We start from the raw sequence: 12,490 nt of genomic DNA on the forward strand, positions 1-12,490 counted from the left end.
GCACTAAATAGGCGAGCCTTGCCAATACTGTCTCAGCGGCGCCGGTCAATCTCCGCGACGACGGCGGTCTGTCCGCGCGCGACGGCGTGCTGGCGCGCGGTGACGCCCTGCCGGTCCGCGAGGTCCGGGCGGGCCCCGGCGTCGAGGACGAGGCGGACAGTCTCGACGTGGTTCGCGTCGCCGTTGCCCAGGATCACCGCCTCCAGCAGGCAGGTCCAGCCCGAGTTGTTGACGTGGTCCACGTCGACCCCGGCGGCGATGAGCAGCTTCACGTTCTCGACGTGCCCGTGCTCGCACGCCGGGATCAGCGCCGTCCCGCGGTAGCGGTTGAGGCTGCGCACGTCCGCGCCGTGCCGCAGCGTCGACGCGAGGATCTCGGTCATCCCCTCCGCTCCGGCGTAGAGGTACGCGGAGTCCTGGATGTCGTCCTTGACGTTCGGGTCCGCGCCCGGGTCGAGCAGGGCCAGCGCGATCTGCGTGTGCCCGGCCTTCGTCGCCGCCACCACCGCCGTGCGGGCGCGGGTGATGCGCACCTCGAGGTCGGCGCCGTCGGCGATGGCGGCGCGGGTCGCCGCGAGGTCCCCGTCGGTGACGGCACGGACCAGCGCCCGGGTCGCCTCCGGGGTCGGGGCGGGGCGCACCGTCGACGACGGGGCGGCGGCCGAGCCCGACGGGGCCGCCGACGTGCTCGAGGGAGCCGGCGGGAGCTGTTCGACCGAGCAACCGGCGAGCAGCACCGCGGCGCCGACCGCGGCGAGGCGCCTCACGACGCGATCCCGGCCGCCCGGGCGTGCAGGGTGCGCAGCTCGTCGGCGAGGGAGGGCTCCGGGCCGGAGACGGGCACCGTCGGCGCGACGGCGTGGATCGGCAGCGGCGCGACGGGGGACGGGGCGACGCCCCATTCCGCGTGCCAGGCGACCAGCTGCTCCGTGCTCCCGGCGTAGACGATCCGGCCCAGGCCGACCCAGGCGTGCGCGGCGCTGCACATCGCGCAGTGCTCGCCCGACGTGTAGGTCACCGCCGCGGCGCGCTCCGCCGGGGTGAGGTGTTCGGCCGCCCAGCGGGCGATCTCGAACTCGGGGTGCCGCGTCGCGTCGCCGCCCGAGACCCGGTTGCGGTCCTCGAAGACGATCGCGCCCTCGTGGACGAGGAGCGAGCCGAAGGGCTCGTCGGCGTCGTCGAGGGCGGTGCGGGCGAGGTCGACGCAGCGGCGCAGGTACGGCAGATCGGCGGCGCTGGGCGCTGTGACGGTCATCGCTCGACCGTAGCCCGCAGCGCCGGACTTGACCCTCCCCTCGGGGGGAGACCCCATACTCGACCCGTGACCACACCGGGCCTCATGTCGATCGGGATGTTCTCGCGCGCAACCCTGCTCTCCGTCAAGCAGCTGCGGCGCTATCACGAGCAGGGCGTGCTGGTGCCCGCCGCGATCGACCCCACGACGGGCTACCGGCACTACGACGCGGCGCAGGTGCACGATGCCGCGGTGCTCACCCGGCTCCGCGACCTCGACGTGCCGCTCGCGGCCGTCGCGCGGGTGCTGGAGGCGCGCGACCCCGACGTGACCCGCGAGATCCTCGCCGAGCACGAGGCGACGCTGCGCGAGCGTCGCGCCGATCTGGAACGGGCCATCGTCGCGCTGCAGGATGCGACGGCCCCGGTCGCGCACACGCCGACCCACCTGCGCGAGTTCGAGGCGATCGACGTGCTGGAGATCGCGGGCACCGTCGAGCACGCGCGCCTCCCCGAGTTCCTCGACGCCGCCTACTCCGAGCTCGAGGCATGCGCGGCGGCGTCGGGCCTGACGGTGACCGGGCCCTCGCTCGCCGAGTACCCGTCGCAGGTCGCCGAGGTGGAGCAGGTGGCGGCGCTGATACCCGTCTCCGGCCCCGGCGCCGTGACCGGGCGGGTGCGCAACCGCCGGCTCGGCCGCGCGCTCTGCGCCGTCGCCGTGCACCACGGCTCGTACTCGACGTTCGACGAGACCTACGGCCAGCTCGGCGCGTGGGTGGCCCGCAACGCCACCGACGCGGGCGGCGCCGTCATCGAGCGCTACCTCGTGGACCCCTGCGCGGCCGCGACCCCCGCGGACCTGCGCACCGAGATCTGGTGGCCCGTCGAGGCCACCGCGACGAAGGAGAACTGACATGGCCCTCACACTGCAGATGATCAACGTCGACTGCGCCGACGTCGCCGGACAAGCGAGCTTCTGGTCGCAGGTGCTCGGCGTGCCCGTCGACGAGAACGACGGCAACGCCTTCATGCGCACCATCGGCTACGCGAATCCCGCTCTGCCGCGGATGATGTTCCTCGCGGTGCCCGAGGGCAAGACCGCGAAGAACCGCCTGCACCTGGACCTCGTGGCGGACGACCGCGCGGCGGAGGTCGCCCGCGTCGAGGCGCTCGGCGCGACGACGGTGCGCGAGCACGACGAGTGGGGCATCCAGTGGACGGTGCTGCAGGACCCCGAGGGCAACGAGTTCTGCATCGCCTACGCCGGCGGGCACTGAGCCCCGCGGAGGCCCCGTCTCAGGCCGCCTGGTCGGCGAACTGGGTGCGGTAGAGCTCCGCGTAGCGCCCGCCGCGCGCGAGCAGCGAGTCGTGTGTCCCGCGCTCGACGATGCGTCCGGCCTCCAGCACCAGGATCTGGTCGGCCGCGCGGATCGTGGAGAGACGGTGCGCGATCACGAGCGAGGTGCGGTCGGCCAGAGCCTCCGCCAGCGCGGCCTGCACGGCGGCCTCGGACGTCGAATCCAGGTGCGCCGTGGCCTCGTCGAGAATGACGACCGAGGGCTGCGCGAGCAGCAGCCGCGCGATGGTGAGGCGCTGGCGCTCGCCGCCGGAGAGGCGGTAGCCGCGCTCGCCGACGACGGTGTCCAGGCCGTCGGGCAGGTGCTCGACCAACTCCACGAGGCGGGCGCGGCGTAGCGCGTCCCGGACGTCGGCCTCGGTCGCGTCCGGGTTCGCGAGTAGCAGGTTCGCGCGGATGGTGTCGTGGAAGAGATGGCCGTCCTGCGTCACCAGGCCGACGGCGGAGTGCAGGCTCCGGGCCGTGATCTCGCGCAGGTCCACGCCGTTCAGGCTGATCGCGCCCGCGTCCGGATCGTAGAGACGGGTGGCGAGCTGCGCGATCGTCGACTTGCCGGCGCCGGAGCTGCCGACCAGCGCGACCATCGAGCCCGGCGCCGCGGTGAACTCGATCCCGTGCAGCACCGTCTCGCCGCCGCGGGTGTCGAGCTGCGCGACCTCCTCCAGCGACGCCAGCGAGACCTTCTCCGCCGAGGGGTAGGCGAAGTCGACGCCGTCGAACCGGAGCTCGGTGGGGCCCTTGGCGATGTCGCGCGCGTCCGGCGCATCGCGCACCATCGGCTCCAGGTCCAGCACCTCGAAGACCCGCTCGAACGAGACCAGGGCGGTCATCACCTCGACCCGGGCGTTCGCGAGCGCGGTGAGCGGCACGTAGAGGCGGGTGAGCAGCAGCGCGAGGGACACCACCGCTCCCGCCTGCAGGTCGCCGCGGATCGCGTAGAAGCCGCCGAGGCCGTAGACGAGCGCCAGGGCCAGCGAGCTGACCAGCGTCAGGATCGTCACGAAGGTCATGCGCCACATCGCCGTGCTCACGCCGATGTCGCGGACCGCCGCGGCGCGGGTCGCGAAGGCGTGCGATTCGATCGCGGGGCGTCCGTACAGCTTCACCAGGGTGGCGCCGGGCGCGGAGAAGCGCTCGGTCATCTGATCACTCATGGAGGCGTTGTGCCGGGCCGCCCGGCGCGACATGCCGGCGATCCTGCGGCCCATGCTGCGCGACGGGATGATGAAGACCGGCAGCAGCACCAGCGCGAGCAGCGTGATCTGCCAGGAGATGCTGAGCATCACGCCCAGCGTGAGCGCCAGCGTCACGACGTTGGTCACGACGCCGGCGAGGGTGTCGGAGAAGGCGCGCTGCGCGCCGAGCACGTCGTTGTTGAGGCGGCTGACCAGCGCGCCCGTGCGGGTGCGGGTGAAGAAGGCCACCGGCATCGTCTGGACGTGGTCGAAGACCGCGGTGCGCAGCTGGTAGATCAGGCCCTCGCCGATGCGGGAGGAGAACCAGCGGGAGAGCAGGTCCACCCCGGCTCCCACGATCGCGATGGCGGCGATGAGGAGCGCGATCTGGACGACGGTGCTGGTCGGTCCGCCGCCGACGATCCGGTCGACCACCCTGCCGGCGAGGAGGGGAGTCGCGACCGCGAGCAGCGCGGAGAAGACCGACAGGGCGAGGAACGCGGCGAGCCGCCAGCGGTGCGGGCGGGCGAACGGGCCCATGCGGCGCATCGTCTCGATGGGGCGGCGCGTGGGGGCGTCCAGCGACCGATTCCCTTGATACAGCGTGCTCCACGCGACGGATTCCATGCTCATGCATTGAAGCCTAGGACCTCAAGTTACGTTGATGTCCAGTCCGTTCGCCCTGGGCGAAGAGCAGGCCCTCGTCGAAGGTCGCCGGACGGTGGAGACTGGGCCCATGGGGAGCCTCGTCTGGGATCAGCACGCCTGCCTGCCGCTCGTCGTGAGCACCGGGGTCGAACCGCTCACCCGGCTCGCGTCGCCCGCCCCGACGTTCGTCTCCGTCAACGCGGGGTACCGGCCGCAGTCGTTCGCCGATTCGACGGCGCTGCTCACCTCCTTCCGCGCCTCGATCGCGGCGCATCCCGGTCTGCGCACGGTCGGCACCGTCGATGAGCTGCGGGCCGCGACCGCGTCGGGGCAGGTGGCAGTCGCCTTCGACCTCGAGGACGCCAATCCGCTCGACGGCGACCTCGACAACCTCACCCGGCTCGCCGAGCTGGGAGTGCGCACCGTCGCCCCGACCTACAACCACGCGAACCGGGCCGGCTCGGGCTGCCTCGACGCGACCGACGCGGGGCTCACCCGCTGGGGCCGGGACCTGGTGGCCCGCATGAACGAGGTGGGCGTCGTCCCCGACGGCTCGCACTGCGGCCGCCGGACGGGCCTCGACATCGCGGCGTCGTCGTCGGGTCCCGTCGTGTACAGCCACTCGTGCATGGCCGCGGTGTGGGAGCACCCGCGCAACATCACCGACGACCAGGCCCGCGCGTGTGCCGAGACGGGCGGCGTCGTCGGCGTCACCGGCGTCGGGATCTTCCTGGGGCCGAACACGCCGACACTCGAGGCGATGGCCCGCCACCTGGAGTACGCGGTCGAGCTCGTGGGGATCGAGCACGTCGCGGTGAGCTCCGATCACTCCTTCGACGCCGACGACTTCCTCGCGGAGATCGCGGCCAATCCCGACGTCTTCGACGAGTCGTACACGCGCTGGGGTCCGATCCGGTGGATGCCGCCGGAGGACTTCGTGCGGCTCGGGTCCTTCCTCGCGGGCCGGGGGTGGTCGTCGTCGGACATCGCGGCGGTGACGGGCGGCAACTTCCTGCGCGTCGCGGAGCGGGTCTGGGCGCGCCGATGACGCCCAGCGCTTGACAACCCTCGATCTTTACTTGAGTCTCAGTAGTCACAACAGTCACGTCAGCCCCACGGGCTCGTGGCCGACGACTGAAGGAGACCCGAGGATGCCCGTGTGGATCGACGGCGGCCCCCGGCGATCGCGGCGCAGCCGTGCCGCCCGTGCCGCGCTCCTCGCGGCGGTGCCCGTCCTGGCCATCGGCGGGGTTCTGGCGGGGACGGGCGCGCTGCCCGAGACGACACTCGTCGACGCCCCGGGCGACGTCGCGCCGGGTGCATCCGGCGGGCACGGCCGCGGCATGAGCCAGCTCGGCGCGCTCACCTACGCCAAACAGGGATGGGACGCGCAGCGGATCCTGGCCTACTACTACCCGGGCACCACGCTCGGCACCGTTCACACGGGGCTCCCGGTCACCGTCCGGCTCAGCGAGCGGAATCGCGTCGACGTGCTGGCGCCGGCGGGCGCCCTCGTCGGGGGTAAGCAGGTCGCGCCGGGCCAGGCGGTCAGCATCGACGGGACCACCGCCACGATCCGGCAGGGCTGCGGCGGGCAGGTGCTCGGCACCGTCGAGGCCGCGGACCGCACGATCAGCCCGCTGACCGCCGACCAGGGCATCGCCCCCGACCAGGTGCTGCGGTTCTGCGGCGACAACGCCCGGTACCGCGGGCGACTCGTCGCCCGCGACGGCGCCGTGCTCAACGTGGTCGGCATCGAGGACTACGTGCGCAGCGTGGTCCCCGTCGAGAACTCGCCCGGCTGGGCCGATCAGGGCGGCGTCGCCGCGCTGCAGGCGCAGGCCATCGCGGCGCGCTCCTACGTCCTGGTCCGCGGCGCGGAGCGCGGCGAGACCTTCGACGACACCCAGGCCTCCCAGGTGTACGGCGGCGTCGACAAGGAGGACCCGCGCACCGACGCCGTCATCGTCAGCACGTACGGCCTCGTCATGGCCAAGGACGGCCGCGTCTTCGAGACCGAGTACGGCGCCTCCCGCGCCGACGACCCCGCCTCCCGGTAGCCGGACGAACGTCGCTGCGGTCGGCGAAGTCCCAGGTCGCCGCACACAGTGACGGTGTCCGATCGGACGCAGTAGTGTGAGTCGCATGGCGAAGTTGCAGCTGGGGTACAAGGCATCGGCGGAGCAGTTCGGGCCCCGCGAATTGGTGGAGATCGCGGTCGCGGCGGAGGTCGCGGGCATGGATTCGGTCGCGGTGAGCGATCACTTCCAGCCCTGGCGCGTGAACGGCGGCCACGCCCCGTTCTCCCTCGCCTGGATGGCCGCCGTCGGCGAGCGCACCGAGCGCGTGAAGATCGGCACGTCGGTCATGACGCCCACCTTCCGCTACAACCCCGCGGTCATCGCGCAGGCTTTCGCGAGCATGGCGTGCATGTACCCCGACCGCATCTTCCTCGGCGCCGGTACGGGTGAGGCGCTCAACGAGTACGCCACCGGCTTCCAGGGCGAGTGGCCCGAGTTCAAGGAGCGCTTCGCGCGGCTGCGGGAGTCCGTGCGGCTCATGCGCGAGCTGTGGTCCGGCGAGATCACGAACTTCGAGGGCGACTACTACCACACCAAGGACGCCGTCCTCTTCGACATTCCGGACAAGCCCGTGCCGGTCTACATCGCCGCCGGCGGCCCCGTCGTGGCCAAGTACGCGGGCCGCGTGGGCGACGGGATGATCTGCACCTCCGGCAAGGGTATGGAGCTCTACACCGACAAGCTCATCCCCGCCGCCAAGGAGGGCTCGGACCTCGCCGGCCGCGACTTCGACGCGCTGGACAAGATGATCGAGATCAAGATCAGCTACGACCCGGATCCCGAACTGGCGCTGGAGAACACGCGCTTCTGGGCGCCGCTCTCGCTCACCGCCGAGCAGAAGCACTCGGTGAACTCGAGCGCCGAGATGGAGCGCCTCGCCGACGAGCTGCCCATCGAGCAGGTCGCCAAGCGGTGGATCGTCGCCTCCGACCCCGACGAGGCGGTCGCGGCCGTGAAGCAGTACGTCGACGCGGGGCTCAACCACCTCGTCTTCCATGCGCCCGGCCACGACCAGCGCCGGTTCCTGGACAACTTCCAGCGCGATCTCGAGCCCCGCCTGCGTTCGCTCGGCTGAGCCGCGGCTGCGATAGTAAATCCCATGGCCGCGGATCGAGCACCGAAGACGACCAGCATCTACATCGCCTCCCCCGAGGGGGACACCGGCAAGTCCACCATCGCGCTGGGCGCGATGAACCTCCTCACGTCCACCGGGTGGACGATCGGCGTGTTCCGGCCGATCCCCCGCTCGACGGGCGAGCAGCGCGACTACATCCTGGAGCTGCTCATCGAGCAGGCCACGGCCGAGCTGGACTACGAGGAGTGCGTCGGCGTCAGCTACGAGCAGGTGCACGAGGACCCGGACGCCGCGATCGCCGAGATCGTGAGCCGGTTCCACGCCGTCGCCGACAAGTGCGACTTCGTGCTGGTCCTCGGCTCCGACTACACGGACGTGACCACGCCGACGGAGCTCTCCTTCAACGCGCGGATCGCCGCCAACCTGGGCTCGTCGATCCTGCTCGCGGTCAAGGCGCTCGACCGCACGCCGGAGCAGGTGGTCGCCGTCGCCGAGCAGTCGATGGCCGAGATCAAGGCCAATCACGCGCACACCGCGTCGATCATCGCGAACCGGTGCGCGCCGGAGCAGCTCGAAGCGGTGTGCGAGGCGCTCAAGGCCGACACCGGCCTGCCCGTCTGGGTGCTGCCCGAGGAGCCCGTGCTCACCGCGCCCACCATGGGCGAGCTGATGGAGGCCATGGGCGGCCGGCTGCTCTGGGGCGACCCCGAGCTGCTCTCCCGCGAGGCGATGTCCGTGCTGGTCGCGGGCATGACCGCCGAGCACAGCCTGGAGCGGATCACCGAGGGCGTCGCCGTGGTCGCCGCGGGCGACCGGTCGGAGGTGCTGCTCGCCATGGTGACCGCGCACCGGGCCAACGGCTTCCCGTCGCTGGCCGGGATCATCCTCAACGGCGGGTACATGCCGCACCCGATGACCGCGGCTCTGGTCGACGGCCTCAAGCCCAACGTGCCGATCATCTCCGTCGAGCACGGCACGTACGAGACCGCCCGGCTCGCGGCGACGACCCGCGGCCGCGTCGGCCCCGGCTCCGAGCGCAAGGTGGACCTCGCGATCGCGCTCACCGAGAAGTACGTGGTCTCGGACGCGCTGCTGGAGGCGCTGCAGGTCTCCAACCCGGGCGTCGTGACCCCGCAGATGTTCGAGTACAGCCTCATCGCCCGGGCCCGCGCCGACCGCAAGCGGATCGTGCTGCCCGAGGGCGGCGACGACCGCATCCTGCGCGCCGCCGGCCGGCTGCTGCAGCGCGAGGTGGCCGACCTGACCATCCTCGGCCAGGAGTCCCGGGTGCGGGCCCGTGCCGCCGAGCTGGGCGTCGATCTCGGGAACACCGACGTGATCGACCCCAAACGCGCGACCGACCTCGTCGACAAGTTCGCGCAGGCCTACTACGAGCTGCGCAAGCACAAGGGCATGACGCTCGAGCGCGCCGCCGAGACAGTGGTGGACGTCAGCTACTTCGGCACGATGATGGTGCACCTCGGCATGGCCGACGGCATGGTCTCCGGCGCCGCGCACACGACCGCGCACACCATCCGGCCGTCCTTCGAGATCATCAAGACCAAGCCGGGCGTCTCGACGGTGTCGTCGATCTTCCTGATGTGCCTGGCGGACAAGGTTCTCGCCTACGGCGACTGCGCCGTGGTGCCCGATCCGACCGAGACGCAGCTGGCCGACATCGCGATCTCGTCGGCGCAGACCGCCGCCCAGTTCGGGATCGACCCGCGGATCGCGATGCTGTCCTACTCGACAGGCGAGTCCGGCACCGGCGCCGACGTCGACAAGGTGCGCGCCGCCACCGCCTTCGTCCGCGAGCGCGCCCCGGAACTGTTGGTGGAGGGCCCGATCCAGTACGACGCGGCCGTCGACCCCGGCGTCGCGGCGTCGAAGATGCCCGACTCCGCCGTCGCGGGCAGGGCGACGGTGCTCGTCTTCCCCGACCTCAACACGGGCAACAACACCTACAAAGCCGTGCAGCGTTCCGCCGGCGCCATCGCGATCGGCCCCGTGCTGCAGGGCCTCAACGCCCCGATCAACGACCTCTCGCGCGGCGCGCTGGTCGAGGACATCGTCAACACCGTCGCCATCACCGCGATCCAGGCCCAGGCCTTCGCCGCGGACCGGAGCGCCCGATGAGCGCCGTCGCGGGGACGGTCCTGGTCCTCAACTCCGGCTCGTCGTCGCTGAAGTACCAACTGCTGCACCCGGACACGGGCGAGGTGGTGCACGGCGGCATCGTCGAGCGGATCGGCGAGAGCGAGGTGCCCGACCACAAGGCCGCGCTGCGCCGGGTCTTCGAGGAGTTCACCGCGCGCGGCCTCGACCTCGCCGACGGTGCCGGTACCCCGGCGGGCATCGCCGCCGTCGGCCACCGGGTGGTGCACGGCGGCCGGTCCTTCCACTCGCCCACGCTCATCGACGACCACGTGCTCGCCGAGATCCGCAGGCTCAGTTCGCTGGCGCCCCTGCACAACCCGGCGAACGCGCAGGGCATCGAGGTGGCGCGCGAGTTACTGCCCGGCGTGAAGCAGGTGGCGGTCTTCGACACCGCCTTCTTCTACGACCTCCCGCCCGCGGCGGCCACCTACGCGATCGACCGCGAGCTCGCGGCCGAGCACGCGTTGCGCCGCTACGGATTCCACGGCACCTCGCACGAGTACGTCTCGCAGCAGGCCGCGGCGTTCCTGGGCCGCCCGAACGCCGAGGTGGACCAGATCGTGCTGCACCTGGGCAACGGCGCCTCCGCCTCGGCCGTCCGCGGCGGCCGCGCCGTCGACACGTCGATGGGCCTGACCCCGCTCGAGGGCCTCGTCATGGGCACCCGCAGCGGCGACGTCGACCCGGGCCTGGTGCTGCACCTCGGGCGCAACATCGGCATGAGCATCGACGAGATCGACGACCTGCTCAACCGCCGCTCGGGGCTCAAGGGCCTCGCCGGGGAGAACGACTTCCGCGCGCTGGGCACCCTCATCGAGCAGGGCGACGAGCACGCGAAACTCGCCTACGACGTGTACATCCACCGCCTCCGCCGGTACATCGGCGCCTACCTCGTCGACCTCGGCGGGGCCGACGCCATCACCTTCACCGCCGGGGTCGGCGAGAACGCCGCGCAGGTCCGCGCCGACGCCCTCGCGGGGCTGGAGCGGTTCGGCATCGTCGTCGATCCCGCGCGCAACGCCGGCCGCATCACCGAGCCCACCCGGATCTCGCCGGACGAGGCACCCGTGGCCGTGCTCGTGATCCCGACCAACGAGGAACTCGCGATCGCCCGCGAAGCAGCGGCACTCTGATGCCCCTCGGGCGCGCGGTGGGGATCGAGGGCGACGGGGCCGACTACGGCTCGCCGCTCCTCGGCACCCGCACCGACGGCGCCCGTCGGCGCAGGACCCGCACCGTCGCGCTGATCGCCGCCAGTACCTCCGTCGCGACGCTCCTCGGCGGCGGGTTCGCGGCCATGCTGATCGTGGTGGGCATCCCCGAGCCCTCCGTGCAGCGGCCCGAGCTGCACACCGTCAACACCGTGGCGGTGCCGTCGTACATCGCGGCGGGCCTCGTCGTGGGCCACCTGTACACCTTCTGGCTGGTCTACCGCTCGCTGCGATGGACCGGCGGCGACGACCCGCCGACGCAGCAGGAGGCCGCCGACGCCCTGGCCCTGCCGCGCCGGCTCTACTGGTTCGAGATGGTGGCGTGGCTGTGCGCCGCGATCCTGTTCGGCTGGCTTTACGGCCGCGTCGACCCGGACCTGGTGCCGAAGGTCTCCCTGGTGGTGCTCGGCGCCGGTCTGATGACCTCGGGCGTGGTGCGGGTCCTGACGGAGTTCAGCATGCGTCCGGTAACGGCGATCGCGCTCCAGGTCACCCGGCCCGAGCCGCGGCACCAGAGTCTGCAGGGCCGGTCGCTGCGGCTGTGGCTGCTGGGTTCCGGGCTGCCCTTCCTCGGCGTCATCACCGTGGCGCTGTTCGCGCTCTTCGAGCCGGCCGCCACCGTACGCGGCATCGCGGTGAGCATGTGCGCCCTCGCCGCCGGCGGCTTCTTCTCCGGCATGACCTTCAACCTGCTCTCGTCGTCGCGCACATCCGCGCCCGTGAAGAGCGTGACCACCGGCATGCGCCGGGTGTCCGAGGGCCGGTACGACACCGAGGTCGTGGTCTACGACGGCACCTCGCTGGGCGATCTGCAATCGGGCTTCAACGCCATGGCCGCGGGGCTCCGCGAGCGGGAGCGGGTGCGCGACCTCTACGCCCGGCAGGTCGGCGAGCAGGTCGCCCGCGCCACCATCGAGAGCGAACCCGAGCTGGGCGGCGTCGAGCAGACCGTCGCGGTGATCTTCATCGACCTCGTCGGCTCCACGGCGCTGGCCGCCGAGCGCCCCGCGGCCCAGGTCGTCCAGATCCTCAACCGGTTCTGCGGCGTAGTCGTCGCGGAGGTGAACAGCCGCGGCGGACTGGTCAACAAGTTCGAGGGCGACGCGGTGCTCGCGATCTTCGGCGCGCCCGCCCCGCTGACCGACCCCGCCGGCGCCGCGCTCTCGGCGTCGCGGGCGATGATGCGGCGCCTCGCCCTGGAGGTGCCGGAGGTCCGCGCCGGCTGCGGCGTGACCTTCGGCGTCGTCGTCGCCGGCTACGTCGGCGCGGCGGATCGGTTCGAGTACACCGTGATCGGCGACCCGGTCAACGAGGCCGCCCGGCTGTCGACCTACGCCAAGGCGGACCCGACGGTGCCGTGGGCCTCGGCCCCGGCGGTCGAGACCGCCGACCCGGGGGAGTGCGCGCGGTGGCGGCCCGGGCCCATCGACGTGCTGCGGGGGCGTACCCAGGAGACCCGGATGTACGTCGCGAAGCGCTGACGCGGCTCGTCGGGTCGCTGACCCGCCCGACGGTGGCGGTCAGGCGAAGGCGGGGAGCCGCCCGGCGGTGGT

The 12,490-nt window shown here is 72.2% G+C and carries 11 protein-coding genes; 8 read left to right on the forward strand and 3 right to left on the reverse strand.

Annotated elements, in window-relative coordinates:
* Positions 1-32: 32 nt before the first annotated feature.
* Together ACLQ3K_RS07885 and ACLQ3K_RS07890 are read right to left on the reverse strand one after the other, a co-directional pair.
* Positions 33-767, reverse strand: coding sequence for an ankyrin repeat domain-containing protein (locus ACLQ3K_RS07885; protein WP_425998375.1), 735 nt, complete (start codon positions 765-767; stop codon positions 33-35).
* Positions 764-1,255 (reverse strand): nucleoside deaminase, encoded by a 492-nt coding sequence (locus tag ACLQ3K_RS07890; protein WP_224645300.1) that lies wholly within the window; start codon positions 1,253-1,255, stop codon positions 764-766. Before ACLQ3K_RS07890 ends, ACLQ3K_RS07885 begins: the two co-directional genes overlap by 4 nt.
* A gap of 66 nt (positions 1,256-1,321) precedes the next feature.
* On the opposite strand from ACLQ3K_RS07890, the gene ACLQ3K_RS07895 reads away from it, so the two are divergent.
* Positions 1,322-2,146 (forward strand): MerR family transcriptional regulator, encoded by an 825-nt coding sequence (locus tag ACLQ3K_RS07895; RefSeq protein WP_224645299.1) that lies wholly within the window; start codon positions 1,322-1,324, stop codon positions 2,144-2,146.
* 1 nt (position 2,147) lies between these two features.
* The gene (locus ACLQ3K_RS07900) at positions 2,148-2,510 is read left to right on the forward strand and encodes a VOC family protein (protein ID WP_224645298.1); all 363 of its coding nucleotides are present in this window, start codon (positions 2,148-2,150) and stop codon (positions 2,508-2,510) included.
* Positions 2,511-2,529: 19 nt separating this feature from the next.
* Here the strand turns inward: ACLQ3K_RS07900 and ACLQ3K_RS07905 are convergent, their stop codons facing one another.
* Positions 2,530-4,398: an ABC transporter ATP-binding protein gene (locus tag ACLQ3K_RS07905; RefSeq protein WP_425998378.1), complete on the reverse strand. Its 1,869-nt coding sequence runs from the start codon at positions 4,396-4,398 to the stop codon at positions 2,530-2,532.
* Positions 4,399-4,501: 103 nt separating this feature from the next.
* Here ACLQ3K_RS07905 and ACLQ3K_RS07910 point away from each other — a divergent pair, with 103 nt between their 5' ends.
* The 6 genes from ACLQ3K_RS07910 (at position 4,502) to ACLQ3K_RS07935 (ending at position 12,418) form a co-directional block, all read left to right on the forward strand.
* Positions 4,502-5,461, forward strand: a complete 960-nt coding sequence (locus ACLQ3K_RS07910; RefSeq protein ID WP_425998380.1) for a dipeptidase — start codon at positions 4,502-4,504, stop codon at positions 5,459-5,461.
* A 103-nt stretch (positions 5,462-5,564) separates the two neighbouring features.
* Positions 5,565-6,473 (forward strand): SpoIID/LytB domain-containing protein, encoded by a 909-nt coding sequence (locus tag ACLQ3K_RS07915; protein WP_336670951.1) that lies wholly within the window; start codon positions 5,565-5,567, stop codon positions 6,471-6,473.
* Between the two features lie 85 nt (positions 6,474-6,558).
* A complete protein-coding gene (gene fgd / locus ACLQ3K_RS07920) occupies positions 6,559-7,569 on the forward strand; it encodes a glucose-6-phosphate dehydrogenase (coenzyme-F420) (protein WP_425998383.1) in 1,011 nt (336 codons plus the stop codon).
* A gap of 24 nt (positions 7,570-7,593) precedes the next feature.
* Positions 7,594-9,705: a phosphate acetyltransferase gene (pta, locus tag ACLQ3K_RS07925; RefSeq protein ID WP_224645293.1), complete on the forward strand. Its 2,112-nt coding sequence runs from the start codon at positions 7,594-7,596 to the stop codon at positions 9,703-9,705.
* Complete coding sequence (locus tag ACLQ3K_RS07930; RefSeq protein ID WP_425998385.1) at positions 9,702-10,859, forward strand: acetate kinase; 1,158 nt, start codon at positions 9,702-9,704, stop codon at positions 10,857-10,859. Before pta ends, ACLQ3K_RS07930 begins: the two co-directional genes overlap by 4 nt.
* A complete protein-coding gene (locus tag ACLQ3K_RS07935; protein WP_425998387.1) occupies positions 10,859-12,418 on the forward strand; it encodes an adenylate/guanylate cyclase domain-containing protein in 1,560 nt (519 codons plus the stop codon). The genes ACLQ3K_RS07930 and ACLQ3K_RS07935 overlap by 1 nt, the downstream gene beginning before the upstream one ends.
* The last annotated feature ends 72 nt before the right edge of the window (positions 12,419-12,490 follow it).

Source organism: Tsukamurella sp. DT100 (assembly GCF_049844855.1).
Taxonomy (GTDB): domain Bacteria; phylum Actinomycetota; class Actinomycetes; order Mycobacteriales; family Mycobacteriaceae; genus Tsukamurella.